The organism is Pseudarthrobacter sp. KH_020_B (genome assembly GCF_057840185.1).
Genome location: NZ_CM174506.1, coordinates 3,861,547 through 3,880,598 on the forward strand (window position 1 = coordinate 3,861,547; position 19,052 = coordinate 3,880,598).

A 19,052-nucleotide genomic window follows, 5' to 3' on the forward strand; every position below is an offset into this window, starting at 1 on the left:
TGCAGGAGCGGGCATTACTTCCAGGACTTGCTACGGAGAACAGACAAACTTAGCGTCGGCCCAGTCTGCGTGATCATTGCCATTGCCGTCGGCGGTGGCATCTGCCACCAGGTCAACATACTGCGCCCCCGTGACATCCACAGTGAGTGGCAGGGCGGGGCTCAGGGCACCGAGCACCGGCGTCGTGACCTTTGTAGCGCCGTCGGCCAGCACGGAGAACTTCACGCTCCCGCGCGTACCCTGAGCGTCGTCGATTCCCACCGCTGCACTGAAGCTGGTGCAGTGGCCGCCGAGGTAGTAGCGGATGGTGCCGTTCGCGTGGGCGCCGAGTCCCTTGGCGTAGACCGTGCCGTTCAGCGTCAGCGGAGTGCCGTCGCCGGCACCCTGGGGACCGTTGGACATGTCCTTTTCCACCGGCCCCCAGCCATTGCTGGCACTAACCCAGGGATGGTCGCTGGCGTAGACGGTGGCCTGCGGAGGCTTGGGCAAAGTCCGCACCTGTGTGGTGGTGCTGATAATACGGGTGCCGACCGGATCCGTTGTGGTGGTGTACCTCGCAGTGGCCTTGATGGGGTAATCACCATCGGCGTCTGCCGGGGCGGTCAGCTTCCAGGTCGTGGCCAGCTTTCCGCCTACCGGGAGGGTTGCTGCGTTGGCTGGGGTTGCCGGGGTTGCCGTCCAGCCCTGGGGCAGCTCGAGTTCCACGGCCAGATCTGTGATTGCGGCTGGCTCATCGGAGACGAAGGTGGTCACGAAGTCCTGGGCCTTGCCTTGCTGCACCACGTCGCCCTGGAGGGCTGCGCTGAGCTGGGCGCAGGCGGGAACAGCTTCGGAGACGCCAAGGTCTTCGATCAAGAGATTGTCCAGGGTGAAGTCCGCACCCTTCGCGGACCCGGTGCGCTGCAGCCCCACGAAGTAGTCACCGCAGAATCCGGTGTCCAGGGTCTGCTCAAAGCGGGCAGTGGTGGTCTGTGCACCGATCGGCTGGCTTCCGGTCACGGCCGGTCCCTTTTGTGAGTCGTAGCCGGCCACCCAGGCGTACTGCCCTTCCTTGGAGTTCTGGTAGTCGAAGGAAACCTTGTACTTGTGACCTGCCTGGAACGGCATCGTGTAGCCGGTGGTGCGATAGACCATGCCGGGGGTGCCGCCGGGGCCGCGGTTCTCGTCATGGGCGATCAGCGACCAGGTGCCGTTGAGGACTTCGTCGATGACGTTGGTGTGCCAGCCCTTCTGGGTGAAGGGTTCATGACGTTCGGTGAGGTGGGTGCGGGGGTCCGTGGAACCGCCGGCGTTGCCCTTTACAAATGGGCCCCAACCCTGGTCCACACTTTCGAAATCCTCACTCAGGACACCGTGGGTGGGAACGCGCTTTGTTGCCACAGCCCGGAAGTCGTCGACGCGGACCTTCGCGGCGCCCTTTCCTGCTTCGAGGCTGACAGTGGGACGGATGCCGTTTTCGGGGACGTCAATGAGTACACGCAGACGCTGGAAGTTGGTGCCGGTCTTTTCATCCGCCGCAACGAAGTTCGTTGCGCTGGAACTACTGACGGTTACCGATTCCGTTTTGCCGCCCGGCACTGCCACCTTCAGCGTGGTGGGGCGCTTCTGACCGGGTTCAATCTCGACATTGGCGCTGACGGAGTAGGTGCCGGCCTGGAACGGGAGCAGTTTCTGGGAGAGGGAGGATTTCCCCTCACCGAGTTCGGGGTAGCGGTGGCCCTTGTCATTACGGATGATCGCTGCCGTGCCTGAAGGGTTCCAGCTACCGAGTGCGGCGTCGTTAAAGCCGGGGTCCTTGAACCGGGTCCCCTCGCCGAAGGAAGCATCGGCGGGAATGCTGGCAGTTCCAGCATCCGTGGTCAGGACGTACGGCTGTCCGGGATCGGACGCGAGAGTGATCTGACCGTTGAGAACAGGGATGTCGGCTACCTTGACCCGGCCATTGTCAGTGAGTTTGAACTGCTCCACGCTGGTGGCATTGCTGAAGGCATCCGTGAGTGTCCAGGTGGTGGTGCCACCAGCCGGGTTGTAGTGGTAAAGCTTGTCCTGGCTGCCACCCGGGGCGGAGGCCCAGGGAAGCAGGTACGTGCCGCCCCGGAGCACGGGCGTGCCGGCCACCGTGATTTCCCGTTCGGCGGCGGTGCCTCCGGTGACTGCCACGCCGTCGGCAAGGTCAATACGGTCAGCGGTCCATTTAGTAATCTCGTGGTGCTGGAGATACTTCGTCGGCAGGTTCGCCGTCCAGATGTTGTTGTAGAAAGCGTTGTAGTTGTTCTGGCCGGTCCAGCCTTCGAATTCCACGATATGGGACGTGCCCAGCTTGGCATCCGGGTTCCAGACGTCGGACTGGGTGTTGTTGATGAAGCGCAGGATCTGGGAGTTGACGCCCTTGTTGGTGCTGCCGCCGTACTTCTCGTCGTTGGCCCAGTGCGACCAGGTGTTGTTCCGGCTGAGGTGCGTGGCCCATTCGGATCCGACCCGGAAACCGTTCTTGATCAGTTCGTCCTGAATGGTCTGGGCGAGCCAGCCGTATTCGTAGTAAACGTCAACATAGGCAAAGTCCAGGTTGTCCCCCGTGGCGTCGGCGAGTTCCTTGATGCGCTGGGCGAGCTTGCCGGAATTGATGTCCTTGCGCTGGTCAATGACGTAGGACTGGTCCAGCCAGTTCCAGCCCAGTGCCTTGTTGGCCGTCAGCAGATCCTCCGCGAAGGACTTCGCCTCCGGGTAGATCTCGGTCGCATTGATGTGCACACCGAAACGGGCGTTCCATTCCTTACCGGCCTCGACCAGCTTGTTCAGGTCTTCCAGGCCGCCGGCCCGGGTATTGAAGTTGTTCCCGTAATCGGTGTTGGCGGAATCGTGGCCCTCAGACGTGTAGCCCTTAAGCATGGCCACCTGGCCCAGGCCATCGGTGGCAAGAGAGATGCGCTTGACGTCATCCAGGGTGCGCAGGAACGGGTGCGTTGCCTGGGAGGCAAAGTTGAAGGGGATGTGGGTGATGACGTTGTTCGGGGTCTGTTCGCCCTTGAACGCCTTGACCTCGATGGACCGCATGGCGATTGCCGCGTCCTGCCAGTCCACCGTTGAATCGCCGTTGGCATCGGCCGTAATGGCTACCCGAGTCCAGGGCAGTTCTTCGGTCTTGCTGGAGCCTGCCGCCCGGTAGAGCCACTGGCCGCTGGAAATTCCCATCTTCACCGCGCCCGCGTCACCACTGACTGCCTGGTGCCAAAAACGGCCCTGGTCCTTGTGGCCGGGGCCGGAGGAGGTGTCGTAAAGGGCATTGGATTCGAATGCGGCCGCCAGCTGGTTCGTGTTGGCCAGCGCGTACGCTGAGCTCTTCGGAGCCGGGTCCAGGGGCGTGGCACTGGTGACCGGCGTGAAGCGGTCCCCGCTGACGGCTCGGTCTACGGAGAGGTTGGCGGTGGAGACCTGCGCGCCGGGTTCAGTTGAAGAGACTGTTGCGAGGTTCAGCTTTGGCAGCTGCAGGGTCGAAACCCTGTGCTGCTCGGTGTCATTGATCTTGGTGACGTTGAAGCTGACCACGCGGTTTTCCACAGCAATGCGGGCTTCGAGGGTAATCCCGCCCATTCCCGGGACGGTCAGGACGTAGTCAACGGCGGCCGGGCCGGACTTGGCAAATGCCACGATTACCGGCTGCTCCGAACCATTGATGGTGATGGTGTTCAACGGCTCTGCCGTACCGTTCATGCTTGCCTGCGTCTGCAGGTCGGTATAGCGGATGACCTGCGGAAATGCGGTGGATACCGCGAGGGAAAGCTGTCCCGATGCGATGGTTTCAGTGCCCGTCAGAGGCGCGGCATGCGCGGCCGCGGAGGGCAACAGGACAAGTGAGGATGTGGCCAGGACAGAGACCAGGGCTCCCCCCATCATTCGTCGACGTTGACTCATCTTGCTCCTTTGTGATTTTGATAACAAACAATCGATCACTTTCTACCACAATCTCACGTCAATGTCCCGAACTTCGCCTGAGGACGGAAGGAAGCCGGTGCGCAATCCTTCGCCCGCCAGGGAGCTTTCGCCATCACGGTGAAGTGAGATAAAACGCTCTAATTCCCTGTCAAAACGTCAAGAAATTGCATTTTTCTCGTTCTGCGTTTAGTCTCTTCGTTAATCGTTTAGGTGAGGTGCATCACACGGGCCGTTGTTCCGGCCGGGGGATGCTCCGTTCACATCCGGAAAGGATTCGTATGGCTCTCCGCACACCTGCTGCGCCCGCAGAGGCGCCTGATCTGAAGGGCGGGGGCGGAGCCGCATCCACGGGGCGCCCTTCAACGCGGCGGCCCGCGCCGTCGCGGAACAAGCCGCTCCGCGTCCGGCTCCGCCGCGACTGGCAGATGCTGGCCATGATGGTTCCGGCCGTCATGTTCCTCGTGCTGTTCTTTTACCTCCCGATCCTGGGCAACGTGATTGCCTTCAAGGACTTCCAGCCCTTCCTGGGAATCGCGGACAGTGAATGGGTGGGGTTCGATAACTTCGCCGCCCTCTTCCGGGATCCCGATTTCCTGCGTGCTTTCGGCAACACGCTGTACCTCGCGGCGTGGCAGCTGGTGTTCCTCTTTCCGGTACCACTCGTCCTGGCTGTGATCGTGGACTCCCTGGTCAGCACCCGTTTCCGCCGTATTTTCCAGAGCATCGCCTACATGCCCCATTTCCTGTCCTGGGTGCTCGTGATCGCACTCTTCCAGCAGATGCTCGGCGGCGCAGGCTTTGTCAACAACACCTTGCGCCAATGGGGCATGGATCCCATTCCGTTCATGACCAACCCGGATACCTTCCCGATCCTGGTGGTGGTCCAGATGGTCTGGAAGGACGCCGGCTGGGCCATGATCATCTTCCTGGCCGCGCTGGCCACGATCGATGCAACCCACTATGAAGCCGCAGCCGTTGACGGTGCCGGCCGATGGCGCCGGCTGTGGCACATCACGCTGCCCGGCCTTCGCCCGGTCATTATCCTCCTGCTCATCCTCCGCATCGGAGACATCCTCTCGGTGGGCTTCGAGCAGTTCATCCTGCAGCGCGATGCCGTGGGCCCCGGTGCAGCGGAAGTCCTCGACACCTTCGTCTACTACTCCGGCGTCATCGGCGGCGGATGGAGCACCGGCGCGGCAGCCGGGCTGGCCAAGGGTGTGGTCGGGGCGCTGCTGATCTGGGGTGCCAACAAGCTGGCCCACCGCTTCGGCGAAGACGGCATCCTCACCAAGAAAATCCGTTAGGCGGAAGGACTCTCCATGACACTTCAGTTGACCCGCCGGCGTATCCCCGGCCTTAATTACGATCCGCGCCGCCCCGTCTGGAAGGAACAGCCCTCCCCCCTGTACCAGACCGTCAAGACACTGGTGCTGGTAGGTTTCGCCGCGGCGATCATCCTGCCGTTCCTCCTGGTCGTTTCGACCTCCCTCGCAGACGAGGAACAGCTGCTGCACGCCGGCGGCTTTGTACTGTGGCCGGAGCGGCCCACCCTGGAGGCATACCGGATCATCTTCTCCGGTCCCCTGGTCCTCCGGGCACTCGGGGTAAGCGCACTGGTAACCGCAGTGGGAACGCTCCTGGCACTCTTCGTCACGATCACCCTCGCCTACGCAACGAGCCGGCCCGTCCTCCTCGGCCGGCCGGTCCTTATGGCGGTGCTGTTCACTCTGCTTTTCGCTCCAGGAATGATTCCGATGTTCCTTATGGTCCGGGACCTTGGCCTGCTGGACTCCTTGTGGGCCCTGATCCTGCCGGGCATCTTCGGGGCGTTCAACTTCGTGGTCATGCGCAGCTTCTTTATGGGAATCCCGCAGGAGCTCCTGGAAAGCGCCCGGATAGACGGGGCCAGCGACTGGGCCATCCTCTGGAAAATCGTTCTGCCGCTTTCCAAGGCGGTCGTGGCCGTCGTGGGACTGTTCTATGCCGTGGGGTTCTGGAACTCCTTCTTCAGCGCCCTTCTCTACCTCAACGACCACAGCAAGTGGCCCATCCAGCTGTTGCTGCGCAGCTTCGTCATCCAGGGAAGTTCGACGGCGGATGCGCTGGGCATATCGACGACGCCGCCCCCGCAGTCGCTGCAGATGGCTGTGCTGGTGGTGGCCGTCGTCCCCATCCTGATGATCTATCCATTCCTTCAGAAGCACTTCACCAAGGGCGTCATCACCGGCGCCATCAAGGGTTAGCCCCCACATGAAAGGACAAGCACTATGACTGATCATTCCTCCCCCGGCGGGCTCAACCGCCGCGGCTTCCTGGCCCTGACCGGGCTCAGCGTTGCTGCCCTCGGCCTGAACGCGTGCTCCTCCGGAGGCGGCGCTGCCTCGGGTGCCGGCGCGGCGGCATCGGCCGGGGTCAAGCTGCCCACCTACAAGGAGCTTGCCGGAATCACTCCCGACCTGCCCGGCAACGCCCAGGGCCTCCAGGCGGGCTACCTGAAGATGCCGGCTCCGATGACCACCGTGAAGACCGCGCCGATTACGAGCGGGCGAATCACCGGGCTCACGGAAACCTTCGCCACCATGAGCCCTGGCATGAAGGAAAACCCGTTCTGGCAGCGCCTTAACGAGAAGCTGGGAGGGGAGCTGGACCTCCAGATCGCGGAGGACATCGGAGACGGATATCCGGGCAAATTTGCCACAGTCCTGGCTTCGAACGATCTCCCCGACTTCATGTGGGTGCCGCCGAACCAAGGCATCCCCAGCGTCGGCCCGATGCTCGAGGCGAAGTTCCAGGACCTCACGCCTTATTTGTCCGGCGATGCAGTTCTTGAGTACTCCAACCTTGCCGCCCTCAAACCGGATAGCTGGCGGACCGCCGTCGTCAACGGCAAAATCTGGGGTGCGCCGATCCCCAGCACCCCCTTCGGGCAGGTGTACCTCGGCGGACAGCTGTGGCAGGACGTTGGCGGGTTCAACGCCTCCAACGCGGAGGAATTCCTGGCCAAGGCAAAGGAGATCACCCGGCCCGCCGGACAGAAGTACGCCCTTGAGCCGGCATATATCAACGCCCTGCACATGGTCACAGAGTGGTTCGGTGCGCCCAACGGCTGGCGCGTCAATAAGGACCGCTCACTGACCAACCTGTTCGAAACAGATGAGTATGCTGCCGGTGTCGAGTTCACAGCCAAGATGTTCGCTGCCGGTGTCTTTTACCCCGATACGGGCATCACGGACGCACGCCAGCGCGTGGCATCAGGCTCCCTGGGTGCGCTGGTGGTCTCCGGCCCCCACGAACTGAAGAAGTTCCGGGCCCTCGACGAAGGCGGCAGATTCGAGATCCTGGTACCTTTCGGGGCCAACGGAAACAAGCCCGTCTACGACATGGGCTACGGAACAGTGGGGTTCACGCCGTTCAAGAAGGCCGACGAAGGCCGCATCCGCGAACTGCTGGCACTCTTCAACTACCTCGCCGCCCCCTTCGGCACCACTGAATACCTCCAGAAGAACTACGGCACCGAGGGACAGGACTTCACCCGGGACGCCGCTGGAAACCCCGCGCTTTCCGAATCGGGAAAGCAGAACGCTCCCGGCCTGGTGTCCGCCCTCAACATCATGGCAAGCCCCGAGAACGTTATCTTCAACCCGGGCTTCGATCAGGACACCGAGTACATCCTGGACCAGGAGAAGAGGCTGCTGGAACTGGCTTGGCGCAATCCCACCAACGGATCCTACTCAGACACGAATGCGAAGATCGGCCCCAAGATCACCAAGGGAATGCGCGACAAGGTGGTGGATATTATCACCGGCCGTGCGCAAATGTCCGAACTGAAGGATGCCGTGGCCCGCTGGAAAGCCGACGGCGGGGACAAGATCCGCGGCGAATACGAGGAAGCACTTCCCGCAGACGCCAAGGTCTTCAGCCCGTAACCGAACAGAAGGAGGAGCACATGGCAAGCTCTGGCAGGCCCACAATCCGCACGGTGGCGGAGGCAGCCGGGGTCTCGGCTGCCACGGTCTCCTATGTGCTCTCCGGGCGGACCGGGTCCGCCAGGGGCCCGGGCGTGTCAGCGGCTACGGCGGCGAGGGTCACCGCCGTCGCCGGCACGCTCGGGTACCGGCCTAACCAATCGGCCCGTGCCATCCGCACGGGCCGGACCGACCTCGCCCTCCTCTCGCTCACGATGCTGGCAGACCCGTGGTCTCTGGCCGTGGTGGACGCAGCCAACCGGCACCTGGCGCCGCGCGGCCTCACGCCGTTGATTCTCGCCGATGCCGACTGGCAGAGTGCCGTGCAGCGCCAGACGGCGGACGTTGTATTCATCGACAACCTCAGGGGCCCGGAAGATTATGAGGCCGTCCGGCGCCGCGCGCGCCAGGGCGCCCGACTGGTGGTGTTCGACGAGACGCTTGAGCCGGACGGCTTCGACGTGATCCGGTCCGTCCAACGGCCCGGATGCGACATCCTGCTCGGCCACCTGTTCGAAGCCACCACTGACGTCGCCTGCCTGAGCCCCCAAGGGCTCACAGACAGTCCGCCCACCGCGAGGGTCCATGCGTGGGCGGAGGCGGTTCGGAAGCACGGCGCCGCCGCGCCGCCTGACGCGCTGCAGGTCTTCGACGGGTCACAGGCCGGCGCGTACGAAGCCGCGCTTAAGCTCCTGGACCGGCCGAACCGTCCGGGGGCCGTGTTCGCGACGTCAGATTACTCGGCGGTCAGTGCCGTTCACGCGGCGCTCCGGCTCGGCCTGGAGCCCGGGCGCGACATCCTCATCGCCGGAGTTGGAAACACGGTGGAGGGCGAACGCCTTCACCCGTCATTGACCACCGTAGGACCGGTCGACTTCTTCAACAAGCTTGCAGCCATCATCCTCGACAAAGCCGCGGGGCATGAGGCCGGCCCCGGCGTGCTGCACGAATTCACCTGGCAACTCTTCGCGCGGGAGACCACAGGGCACTGACCCTGCCCGCCCGGGTTACCGGGCACCGCCGACGCCCGGAGAACGCCCGGGCTAAAAGACCACACCGTAGTGACGTCCCCGGGGACGGGACCAGAAAAGAGGATAAGAAACAATGGATGTGAAAGTAGCGATCGTGGGCTTTGGCCTGCGCGCCGGCTTGTGGCGGTATGTCCAGCGGCCAGGTCAGGGCTCCGTGGTTTCGGCCGTATGTGACCTTTCGGCAGCCCGCCGGGCGGACGCGCGGGAGAAGCTGCCCCACGCCGTCGTGACAGAGAGCGTGGCTGAACTCATCGCAACACGTCCGGATGCCGTCCTGGTCCTGACCCCGGACCACCTCCACGCAGAGGTGGCCGCGGCCACCCTGGAAGCGGGGATTCCGACCTTCTGCGAGAAGCCCTTGGACGTTGACCTTGAAGCGGCGGACCGCGTACTGGAAACGGCATACCGCACCGGAACGCGGCTCTACGTGGGGCACAACATGCGCCACATGCCCGTGGTCCGGCAAATGCGGGACCTGATTATCAGCGGCGCGATCGGGGAGGTAAAGGCCATATGGTGCCGCCACTTCGTGGGCCATGGCGGCGATTACTACTTCAAAGACTGGCACGCCGAGCGAAGCAACGTGACCAGCCTCCTCCTGCAAAAAGGCGCTCATGACCTGGACGTGATCCACTGGCTGGCCGGAGGATACTCCCGGAGCGTCTCGGGCATCGGCGCCCTGGCGGTGTACGGCGGCGTCGGGGATCGGCGCGACAACAGTGACCGCCGGATGGGTGACTGGTTCAGCCTGGACAACTGGCCACCGGCCGAGCAAAAGGAGCTGAACCCGGTCATCGATGTTGAGGACATCTCGATGATGCAGATGGTCCTGGACAACGGCGTGCTGGCTTCATACCAGCAGTGCCACTTCACCCCTGACTATTGGCGAAACTATACGGTGATCGGCACCCATGGCCGGCTCGAAAACATCGGGGACGGCCCGGGCGGTGAGATCCGGGTCTGGAACAGGCGCCACAGCGGAGGGCCGGGCGTTCCCGATGCAACCCACCCGATCGAGGACGCCGAGGGCGGCCATGGCGGGGCCGACCCCCGCCTGCTTCAGGAGTTCCTTCGCTTCGCCATGGAGGGTGGAACCACGGACACGTCCCCGCTTGCGGCGCGCGAGGCCGTGGCCGCCGGAATTATGGCCGCGAAGTCGCTCCGGTCAGGCGGCGGCGCTGTAGCCGTGCCTGAACTCGCGCCCCAACTCGTGCAGTACTTCGAATCCGGCCAGCCGGCCCGCGTATCAGGAAGCGTGGCATGAGCGACTGCGATTATTAATGGATGATATGGTTACAAAACGATCATAAACAATCATTCGCCCACTGGTTTGACACCAGTTGTGGGCACAAGATTTGGAGAGACCGATGGACAAACTGACTGCCGGGGCCGGAGCCCACATGGAAGCGGAACTGCTGTCGCAGCCGGAAATCTGGACCCGTGCGATCGAGCAGGCACGCTCCGAATCGCTGGCTCCCGCAGCAGGTGAGCGCGTGGCCGTCGTCGGTTGCGGAACCTCGTGGTTCATGGCCCAGGCCTATGCCGCCTGCCGTGAAACGGCAGGCCTCGGGGTGACCGACGCGTTTGCCGCGTCCGAAGCGTTCCTTGGTGCGGCACGCGGTTACGACCGTGTGGTCGCCATCACCCGCTCCGGAACAACCACGGAGGTCATCGAACTCCTGGAACAGACCCGGGGCACTCTTCCCAGCCTCGCACTTCTTGGCGACCCCGACACTGCCGTCGCCTCACTGGCGGACAGGGTTGTTGCACTTCCGTACGCGGATGAGACCTCCGTTGTCCAGACCCGCTTTGCGACGACGGCACTTGCCTACCTGCTGACCACAATCGGCGCCGACCTCTCTACGGCAGTGGAGGACGCCCGTGAGGCCGTCGCCACACCGGCACCGGAGGAGCTGCTCGCCGCCGAACAGTTCACCTTTGTCGGCCGCAACTGGACGGTAGGGCTGGCCAACGAAGCAGCCCTGAAGATGCGCGAGGCCGTGCAGGGCTGGACCGAGTCCTACCCGGCGATGGAGTACCGCCACGGGCCCATCTCCATTGCAGCACCCGGCCGCGTTACATGGATGATCGGCGATGCCCCGGCCGGGCTTGCCGGCGACGTGGAACGTACCGGCGCGCTCTTCGTGGCCTCCCGCCGGCATCCCCTCGCAGAACTTGCCCGCGTCCACCGCGTAACCCTTGACCGCGCCCGCCAGAAAGGGCTTGACCCTGACCTGCCCCGGAATCTGACCCGTTCCGTCATCCTGAGCAGCTGAGCCAATGCACCAGCCTTTGGAACAGTCGCCGGGGTCCTTGCTGGCGTTTGACGTTGGGGGAACAGAGCTTAAAGCGGTCCTGACGGCGGCCGACGGCACCGAACTGGCAGCCGCCACCATACCCACTCCCGTGGGCGGCAAGGACCCCGGCACCGACGTACTGGCCGCCGTCGCCGGGCTCGTCCCTTCCTTGCTGCGGGGAGTGATGGAGAGTCCGCAAGCGGTGGGCCTTGTGGTTCCGGGGATTGTTGACGAAGCTGCGGGGACCGGCGTGTACTCGGCAAACCTCGGCTGGCGGAACTATCCCTTCCGCGAGCGTGCCGCCGCATTGCTCGGGCTGCCTGTGGGATTCGGGCACGACGTCGGCATGGCTGGGGAGGCGGAAATCGCCGCCGGTTCTGCGCACGGCTCGCGGGACGTTGCCGTCGTCGTCATCGGGACCGGCATAGCGGCCACCCTCTTCGACGGAGGACACCGGATCCGAGGGGCCGGCTTCGCCGGCGAAGTGGGCCATCTCCTCGTCCCTGGGGACGGCGGGCCGGTCTACCTGGAATCTGTCGCATCTGCGGCGGCGATCGCGCGCGCGTACTCTCGCCGTAGCGGACGGTCCGTCTCCGGTGCCCGGGAGGTCTTCGAGGCGGCCGCCGCGGAAGACAATCATGCCGTTGCTGCGCTGGAAGCCGCCTTCGATGCGCTGTCGCATGGATTCCTGCAGCTGAGCACCCTCCTCGGCACGGAGCGCTTTGTCCTGACCGGCGGGCTCGCCCGGGCCGGAGAAGCCCTGCGGAAGCCCGTAGCTGAGCGGCTGGCGCAGGCGGTGGACTTCCAGCGCCCGCCAATTGTCGGGCTGGGCACGCTGGGTGCCCGCGCCGGAATTGCCGGTGCCCTGGTCTGTGCGCGCCGGGCCGCGGAGGGAGCCCTGTGACCGGGCTCGAGGCGCGGGGCCGGATCATTACGGTCACCCCCAATCCCGCACTGGACCTCACCTACACACTCGCCAAAGTGGAACGGGGAGCCAGCCACCGGGTGGACGCCCCCCTTTCGCGTGCGGGCGGCAAAGGCCTCAACGTGGCCCGGGTGGCGTTCGCGCAGGGCTTTGACGTCCTGGCGATCGCTCCTGTTGGCGGGGCCACCGGCGTAGTCTTCCGCTGCGAACTCGAACAGTCGGGCGTTCCGGCGAGCCTGATTGACTCGCCCACGGAAACCAGGCGAAGCATTGCCATCGTGGAAACCGGGTGTGGCGATGAATCCACCCTCCTCAACGAGGCCGGCGGTAGCCAACCTGCGGCTGTCCTGGCAGGCCTCCTGGAGGCCGCCCGTGAGGCTGCGGCCGGAGCGTCCGTGGTGGTTGGCTCCGGATCCATGCCGGGCGGTTCCGCTGCCGGGTTCTACTCCAACCTCGCCCGCCTCGCCGCGGACGCAGGCCTGCCGTGCATCCTGGATACTTCCGGCGCTGCCCTTCTTGATGCAGCAGCGGCCGGGGCGGCGCTGCTCAAGCCGAACCATCACGAACTGCTGGAGGCCACCGGGGCTACCACAGTGGCCTCAGGAGCCGCCGAACTGATGGACCGCGGGGCCAAACAGGTCCTCGTCAGCCAGGGGGCCAAGGGTATGTCCCTCTTTGACGCCGGCCAGCCGGGAATCATGGTCACCGCGCGGCTGCCCTGGGCAATCGCGGGAAACGCCACCGGAGCCGGCGATGCCGCCGTCGCCGCCGTCGCCTCCTGCCTCGCGGACGGTGAGGGTGATCCCGCGGCCATGCTGCGCCGCGCGGTTGCCTGGTCAGCTGCCGCCGTCCTGATGCCGGGGGCCGGGGAGATTTCCCCACGGCACACAGATTTTGCCACGTTGGTTGTCATAGAAAAGGAAAGTTTCTAATGCCGCTAGTTCCCACGCGCCAGCTTATAGATTTCGCAACGTCCGCCGGACACGGGCAGGGCGCGTTCAACGTCCTGCACCTCGAAACGGTGGAGGCGCTTGTCCGCGGTGCAGAGGCTGCCTCCTGCCCACTCATCCTCCAGATTTCCCAGAATTGTGCGTCCTTCCACGGAGGACTGGAACCCCTCGCGGCCGCAAGCCTGGCCCTGGCCCGTTCCGCGGAGGTTCCGGTGGCACTGCACCTGGATCACGCCGAAGACGAAGAGCTCGCCAGGCAGGCCGTGGACCTCGGCTTTGGATCGGTGATGTTCGACGGCGCCGCGCTCAGTTACGAGGAAAACGTCGCCGCTACGGCACGGGTGGTGAGCTACGCCCACGCCGCCGGGGTCTACGTTGAGGCGGAGCTTGGCAAGGTGGGCGGCAAGGACGGAGTACACCTTGGTGCCCACGAGCCCGGGGCGCGCACCGATCCGGTTGAGGCGCTGGACTTTGTTCGGGCCACCGGTGTTGACGCCCTCGCTGTTGCGGTGGGTTCTTCCCACGCAATGCAGGAGCGGACCGCCAGCCTGGACCTGGCGCTCATTGCCGCCCTGAAGTCCACGCTGGATGTGCCGCTGGTGCTCCACGGATCCTCCGGCGTCCCGGACCACGGCCTCACAGACGCTATCGGTGCGGGCATGACCAAAATCAACGTCTCCACCCACCTCAATGGTGTGTTCACCCACGCGATACGGGAATTCCTGGCAGCCAACCCCCGCACCACCGATTCCCGGAAGTACCTCGGGGCCGGACGCGATGCCCTGGTTCCGGAAGTTTCCCGGCTCCTGCAGCTTTTCGCCGGCAGCTTCAGCGGAGCCTTGGCCTAGGAAACTCCTGAATTAGCCGCGGTTGAGCGCGTCGGCTGGAGTCGTGGGGCTGGTGGTTAAGACGGGAGTTAGGCAGGGACGCGAGGACGGGCAACACAGATATTTGAACGTGGAGGCGCTGGCGGGAGAGAGTTGTTGGCTCCCGGCAGCGTCATTCCTTTTCTAGCCAAAGATCGGGGCGCCTGTTTCCGGATTCCATGATGGAGGACCTCTATGAATCCCCCGATCACGGCACCAGCGTGGACGTCCTGACCGGCGCGGCCCACCATTCCGGGGAAACGCCACCGATCAGGCCTTTCAGGCCGAGTACCGCACGCACCGGCCGATGGTCGAGCGGTCCATCGCCTGGCTCAGCCGCGGCAACCGCCGCATGCCCCAACGCGGCATCCGCCGGAACAACGCCTGGCCGCACCTGCTGGTCCAGGGACTGAATCTGCGACGCCTCCACAACCCGGGACTAACCGTGTACGAGGGTTCATGGGCGCTGGGATAAACCATCGCCCGGACGCCGCCAGTCCCACCACTGGATGGCGTTTCAAATCTGAGGCAAAAACAAAAAGAGAGTGGAACGGCCCCGGTGTCGCACCGTAAGGTGCTGACCGGCTAGAACACGCCGCTTGACGGCCATTGGTGGCTTTCCGCACGCCCCACTATCTCGTTGTTCAGCAGCCTCCGAGGCAACTCCTGCCGGACGATGCCCGCCGTGCGGCGTTCAAGAGGTCAATCTGCGAGCCCGGCTACGGCCAGATCGGGCCGGGGTTCTCCGAGGTCGGCGCGCTCTCGAAGCTCGATGCTGGTTCCTGCGAGTTCCAGTTCGAGGACTCGAATCTCGTTGCGGCCTGCGCGCCAGAATCCTGCCGGGACATACAAGGTCTGCTGCGGCCCGATTCCCCAGTATCTTCCGACCAGGGAACCATTGACCCAGAGCAATCCCTTGCCTGACCCGGGGAGTGCCACGTGGGCGTCCGCAGGCCGTTCGACGTCCATGTGTGCCTCCGCCAGCTGCCCGAGTTCCGCCCCACCCCACGCCTCGACGTCCAGCACGGTGTGCTCCCAATCGAAGGTGTAACGCTGGTCCACCAGAACACCTCCGGGCAGGCCTTTGCCCGAGCCTGTCAGGGGGCCATAGTTGATGTGGCCCAGGCTTTCCACGAGGATTTCCAGCACGGCAGGCGCACCCTGCCCCGTCACGGTGAGTCCTTCCGCCGCCGTGGTGTCATCCAGGCGTCCCGTCAGCTCGCCGTCAATCCACACCGTGGCCCGGTCAGCCAGGCCGGGCAGCTTCAGCCGGAATTCGCGGGCTGGCAGTACGGCCGTGCTGCGGTACAGCACCAAGCCGTTGGGCAAGCCAAGTTCTTCGAAAGACAGCGGGTCTGTTGCCTGGACAACCTGCAGCTCCCACGGCTGCCCGCCGCTTCTGGCCAGTTCAAGCAGCCTGGTGCCCCGGGACAGGGGCAGGGTTGCCGCTGGGAGCACCGGCGCGGGCTGCTTCAGGTGCGCGGGCAGTTCGGGGAGATCCCGACCCAACGCGGCGTGGAACAATGGCCGCAGCGCGTGGAATTTCGCCGTGAGGGTGCCATCCTCCGCGATCGGCGCATCGGAATCGTAGCTGGACACGGTGGGTTGGAGGCGCTTCCCGTCGTGGTTGCAGCCGGACCCCAGTCCGAAGTTGCTCCCGCCATGGGCCATGTATAGGCAGATGGAGCCGCCGAGGTCCAGAATCCGGCCCACCTCAGCGGCTACCTCGGCGGCGTCGCGGGTGTGGTGGTTTTCGCCCCAGTGGTCAAACCAGCCGTTCCAGAATTCGACGGCGAAGAACGGCTCGCCCGGGCGTCGGCGCTCCCAGGTTTGAAACGCTTCCGCGCCACGGGACCCCAGCGTTGCGGCAGCCAGGAGCTCCGGGATGCTGCCGCCGTCGAGATAGTAGTCAGTGCCGCCGTCGGCCGTGAACATCAGCTCGGTGATGCCCCGCTGTGCCAGCGCGTCCCGGTTCCACCGGATATAGGAGGCGTCGTCGCCGTAGCTGCCGTATTCATTTTCGATCTGGACAGCCACCACAGGGCCTCCCTGGCTGGCTTGGCGGGAGGCGATGATGGGAATCAGCTGGTCAAACCATTCGCCGACGAGCCGATAGAAGATGTCGTTGCGCCGGCGCAGGCGCAGTCCGGGCGCGGACGTCACCCAAGCCGGGAACCCGCCGTTGTCCCACTCGGCGCAGATGTAGGGACCGGGCCGGACGATCACGTCCAGACCGAGTTCGCCGGCGAGGTCGATGAACCGCCCAAGGTCACACCAGCCGCTGAAGTCCGGTCCTTCTTCCTGGCGGGGCTGGTGGAAGTTCCATGCCACGTAGGTGTCCAAGGTGTTCACACCGAGTGCGACGAGGCGTTCAAGGCGGTCACGCCACTGGGTTGGATGTACGCGGAAGTAGTGGATGGCCCCTGCGATGATCCGGTGGGGAGCGGCATGTCGCAGAAACTTCCCTTCGGACCAGGTAAGGGCAGGTTCGAGCGGCAGGTTCATGCAAGACATGATAACAGTTTGATCTTTATTGATCGATTTAGAGCCAAAACGTTGCATTTGCGTCATTTCTGCGAAAATATGTGTTTGGAAGGTCTGCTAGAGACCGCAGGCCTCGACGTCGAGGCTTTACCTATTTGGAGGCAAAATTGAACCGGTTCCACACACCGTCCGCCCTGGGGCGTCGTAACTTCCTCCGCGGCACTCTTGCAGCTGCGGTACTCGTACCCGCCGCGTCAATGCTTGCAGGCTGTGCCGGCGGCGGCGGCAGCTCGGCCGGGCCTACGGCCCAGGGCGCGGTCAGCGCGGGAAATCCCTTCGGCGTGACAAGCGGCTCAACCGTTGACGCTGTGGTCTTCAAGGGCGGTTATGACGTCAAGTACGTCGAATTCGCTGCCGGCGTCATGGCCAAGGGTGAGGCCAAGGCAACCGCTAAGATCAGCCCGTCCACTGACATCACCGGCGAGCTCCAGCCGCGCTTCGCGGGAGGCACTCCCCCGGACCTGATTGACAACTCCGGGGCCAAGAAGATCGGCATGACCACCATCGTCGGACAGCTTGAGGACCTCCAGAGCGTTGTGGATGCCAAAAACCTTGAAGGCAAGGTTATTAAGGACACCCTCTACCCCGGCGTCCTCACTCCGGGAAACTACGACGGCAAGCTTGTGGCCATCAACTATGTCCTGACCGTGTTCGGCCTCTGGTACTCAGCTTCACTCTTCAAGGAACTGGGACTCACGCCGCCCAAGACCTGGGATGAAATGCTCAAGCTCGGCGAGGATGCCAAGGCCAAGGGCAAATACCTGTTCACCTGGGGCACGGAAGCTGCGACCTACTACCAGGAATTCGCGCTTGCCTCGGCCATCAAAGAAGGCGGCGACGAGGTCCGCCTGGCAATCGAGAACCTCAAGCCGGACGCCTGGAGCCACCCGGCCATCCAGGATGTCTTCAAAGCGCTGGAGACCTGCGTCAAGAACGGATACTTCAAGCCCGGCGGCTCAGGTACCAAATTCACGGCTGCACAGGCCTCGTGGTCCAACGCCCAGGAAGCACTCCTCTACCCGTCCGGGTCCTGGATCGAGAACGAGATGAAAGACCAGACCAAGGCCGGTTTCGAGATGACGGGCATGCCCGTCCCGCACAAGTCATCCTCACCGAAGCTCGGCCCGAATGCGATCCACTCGGCTTCGGATGAGCCGTTCATTGTTCCGACCGCCGCCAAGAACCCGGCCGGCGGCAAGGAATTGCTCCGCACCATGCTCTCCCAGGAGGCTGCGGCCAACTTCGCCAAGTCCATCCTTGCACCGACCATCATCAAGGGCACCGTACCAGCCGACGGCTTCGGTTCCACAGCGCTGGTGTCACAGACCAAAATGCTGGACGCCGCAGGGGAGAACGTCTTCGACATCCGCTTCGGCAATGTCTACGGCCTGAACAAGGGCCAACTGGTCTCTTGGAACTCCTTTCTGGACGGCAAGATTGATGCTGCCGGACTGACCACCGACCTGCAGAAGATCTCCGACAAGGTCGCCAACGACAAGTCCGTAACGAAGATCGAAATCAAATGACCGCTGTTCCACCAGTGCAGACGAAGCCGGGCGGCGGAGCAACCGCAGCCGCCCGGCGCCGCCGGCGCCCCCTGACATTCGATCGAGTGTCCTTCTTCATCGTTTTCCTGGGCGTTCCGCTGGCGGTCTACCTCCTGTTTGTCATCTGGCCGTTCATCCAGGCGGCGTACATCTCCCTCACGGCCTGGAACGGCTTCAGCAATGCGATGCCCTTCATCGGGCTCGAGAACTACGTCACGCTCTTCCAGGATGAGAACTTCCTGCGCGCAATCCTCAACAGCTCAATCCTTGGCCTGGTCCTTCCGCTCATCACCATCGTGCTCGCGCTCTCCCTCGCCTCAGTGATCACCCTCGGCGGACCCAGCCGGGGCCAGGTGCGCGGACTCCACGGCTCGGGCTTCTACCGCGTGGTCTCGTTCTTCCCTTACGTCATTCCAGCCATTGTGGTGGGCATTATGTGGGGCATGATCTTTGACCCGAACGCCGGACTGGTTAATGCCTTCCTGAACGCTGTTGGTGTCCCCATCGGCCAGTTCCCGTGGCTTGGTGATGCCCGTACGGCGCTAGGAACCTCCATGTTTATCATCACGTGGGGCTTTGTCGGCTTCTACATGGTGCTGTTCATCGCCGCCATCAAAGGGATTCCGGCCGAACTTTTCGAGGCTGCGCGGGTAGACGGCGCCGGCCGCATGCGGACCCTGGTGCAGATCACCATCCCGCTCATCCGGGACAACATCCAGACGGCGTACGTTTACATGGGCATCATTGCCCTGGACGCCTTCGTCTATATGTCTGCCCTATATCTGAGCCCGGGCGGTCCGGAAAATTCCACCCTGGTGATGTCCCAGGAGCTCTATTACACGGCGTTCGGCGGCACCGGAAAGTTCGGACTCGCCACAGCTATGGGCGTAGTGCTTTCCCTGATCACCCTTGCCTTTGCCGGGCTGGTCTTCGGCGTCAACAAAATTACGGGTGGCAGCGCCCAGGACGAAAGGCTCTGACCAATGCAGCAGAC

The 19,052-nt window shown here is 64.0% G+C and carries 14 protein-coding genes; 12 read left to right on the forward strand and 2 right to left on the reverse strand.

What is annotated here, in order from left to right; genetic code table 11:
* Positions 1 to 30: 30 nt before the first annotated feature.
* A complete protein-coding gene (locus tag AC3IT0_RS17975; protein ID WP_489321027.1) occupies positions 31 to 3,912 on the reverse strand; it encodes an endo-alpha-N-acetylgalactosaminidase family protein in 3,882 nt (1,293 codons plus the stop codon).
* A gap of 299 nt (positions 3,913 to 4,211) precedes the next feature.
* Between AC3IT0_RS17975 and AC3IT0_RS17980 the strand changes: the two genes are divergently transcribed.
* The 10 genes from AC3IT0_RS17980 (at position 4,212) to AC3IT0_RS18025 (ending at position 14,442) form a co-directional block, all read left to right on the forward strand.
* A complete protein-coding gene (locus AC3IT0_RS17980) occupies positions 4,212 to 5,237 on the forward strand; it encodes an ABC transporter permease (protein ID WP_489321028.1) in 1,026 nt (341 codons plus the stop codon).
* A 15-nt stretch (positions 5,238 to 5,252) separates the two neighbouring features.
* Positions 5,253 to 6,176, forward strand: coding sequence for a carbohydrate ABC transporter permease (locus AC3IT0_RS17985; RefSeq protein WP_489321029.1), 924 nt, complete (start codon positions 5,253 to 5,255; stop codon positions 6,174 to 6,176).
* Between the two features lie 24 nt (positions 6,177 to 6,200).
* Complete coding sequence (locus AC3IT0_RS17990) at positions 6,201 to 7,859, forward strand: type 2 periplasmic-binding domain-containing protein (RefSeq protein WP_489321030.1); 1,659 nt, start codon at positions 6,201 to 6,203, stop codon at positions 7,857 to 7,859.
* Between the two features lie 20 nt (positions 7,860 to 7,879).
* Complete coding sequence (locus tag AC3IT0_RS17995) at positions 7,880 to 8,890, forward strand: LacI family DNA-binding transcriptional regulator (protein ID WP_489321031.1); 1,011 nt, start codon at positions 7,880 to 7,882, stop codon at positions 8,888 to 8,890.
* 112 nt (positions 8,891 to 9,002) lie between these two features.
* Complete coding sequence (locus tag AC3IT0_RS18000; protein ID WP_489321032.1) at positions 9,003 to 10,193, forward strand: Gfo/Idh/MocA family protein; 1,191 nt, start codon at positions 9,003 to 9,005, stop codon at positions 10,191 to 10,193.
* Positions 10,194 to 10,296: 103 nt separating this feature from the next.
* A complete protein-coding gene (locus AC3IT0_RS18005) occupies positions 10,297 to 11,205 on the forward strand; it encodes an SIS domain-containing protein (RefSeq protein ID WP_489321033.1) in 909 nt (302 codons plus the stop codon).
* A 4-nt stretch (positions 11,206 to 11,209) separates the two neighbouring features.
* On the forward strand, positions 11,210 to 12,130 hold the full coding sequence (locus AC3IT0_RS18010) for an ROK family protein (RefSeq protein WP_489321034.1): 921 nt from the start codon (positions 11,210 to 11,212) through the stop codon (positions 12,128 to 12,130).
* Entirely contained in the window at positions 12,127 to 13,083 is a 957-nt protein-coding gene (locus AC3IT0_RS18015; RefSeq protein ID WP_489321035.1) for a 1-phosphofructokinase family hexose kinase, read from the forward strand. The genes AC3IT0_RS18010 and AC3IT0_RS18015 overlap by 4 nt, the downstream gene beginning before the upstream one ends.
* Entirely contained in the window at positions 13,083 to 13,949 is an 867-nt protein-coding gene (locus AC3IT0_RS18020) for a class II fructose-bisphosphate aldolase (RefSeq protein WP_489321036.1), read from the forward strand. The genes AC3IT0_RS18015 and AC3IT0_RS18020 overlap by 1 nt, the downstream gene beginning before the upstream one ends.
* A 325-nt stretch (positions 13,950 to 14,274) precedes the next feature.
* A complete protein-coding gene (locus AC3IT0_RS18025) occupies positions 14,275 to 14,442 on the forward strand; it encodes a hypothetical protein (RefSeq protein ID WP_489321037.1) in 168 nt (55 codons plus the stop codon).
* Positions 14,443 to 14,669: 227 nt separating this feature from the next.
* On the opposite strand, the gene AC3IT0_RS18030 is transcribed toward AC3IT0_RS18025, so the two are convergent.
* Complete coding sequence (locus tag AC3IT0_RS18030; protein ID WP_489321038.1) at positions 14,670 to 16,472, reverse strand: glycoside hydrolase family 35 protein; 1,803 nt, start codon at positions 16,470 to 16,472, stop codon at positions 14,670 to 14,672.
* Between the two features lie 146 nt (positions 16,473 to 16,618).
* On the opposite strand from AC3IT0_RS18030, the gene ngcE reads away from it, so the two are divergent.
* Positions 16,619 to 18,037 (forward strand): N-acetylglucosamine/diacetylchitobiose ABC transporter substrate-binding protein, encoded by a 1,419-nt coding sequence (ngcE, locus tag AC3IT0_RS18035; protein WP_489321039.1) that lies wholly within the window; start codon positions 16,619 to 16,621, stop codon positions 18,035 to 18,037.
* Complete coding sequence (locus AC3IT0_RS18040) at positions 18,034 to 19,038, forward strand: carbohydrate ABC transporter permease (protein WP_489321040.1); 1,005 nt, start codon at positions 18,034 to 18,036, stop codon at positions 19,036 to 19,038. The genes ngcE and AC3IT0_RS18040 overlap by 4 nt, the downstream gene beginning before the upstream one ends.
* Positions 19,039 to 19,052: the final 14 nt, after the last annotated feature.

Coding starts and splice junctions, on each gene's coding strand:
- AC3IT0_RS17990 (WP_489321030.1), top strand. CDS start 6,201: ATGACTGATCATTCCTCCCCCGGCGGGCTCAACCGCCGCGGCTTCCTG.
- AC3IT0_RS18005 (WP_489321033.1), top strand. CDS start 10,297: ATGGACAAACTGACTGCCGGGGCCGGAGCCCACATGGAAGCGGAACTG.
- AC3IT0_RS18030 (WP_489321038.1), bottom strand. CDS start 16,472: ATGAACCTGCCGCTCGAACCTGCCCTTACCTGGTCCGAAGGGAAGTTT.
- AC3IT0_RS18040 (WP_489321040.1), top strand. CDS start 18,034: ATGACCGCTGTTCCACCAGTGCAGACGAAGCCGGGCGGCGGAGCAACC.
- AC3IT0_RS18020 (WP_489321036.1), top strand. CDS start 13,083: ATGCCGCTAGTTCCCACGCGCCAGCTTATAGATTTCGCAACGTCCGCC.
- AC3IT0_RS18025 (WP_489321037.1), top strand. CDS start 14,275: ATGGTCGAGCGGTCCATCGCCTGGCTCAGCCGCGGCAACCGCCGCATG.
- AC3IT0_RS17995 (WP_489321031.1), top strand. CDS start 7,880: ATGGCAAGCTCTGGCAGGCCCACAATCCGCACGGTGGCGGAGGCAGCC.
- AC3IT0_RS17975 (WP_489321027.1), bottom strand. CDS start 3,912: ATGAGTCAACGTCGACGAATGATGGGGGGAGCCCTGGTCTCTGTCCTG.
- AC3IT0_RS17980 (WP_489321028.1), top strand. CDS start 4,212: ATGGCTCTCCGCACACCTGCTGCGCCCGCAGAGGCGCCTGATCTGAAG.
- AC3IT0_RS17985 (WP_489321029.1), top strand. CDS start 5,253: ATGACACTTCAGTTGACCCGCCGGCGTATCCCCGGCCTTAATTACGAT.
- AC3IT0_RS18010 (WP_489321034.1), top strand. CDS start 11,210: ATGCACCAGCCTTTGGAACAGTCGCCGGGGTCCTTGCTGGCGTTTGAC.
- AC3IT0_RS18000 (WP_489321032.1), top strand. CDS start 9,003: ATGGATGTGAAAGTAGCGATCGTGGGCTTTGGCCTGCGCGCCGGCTTG.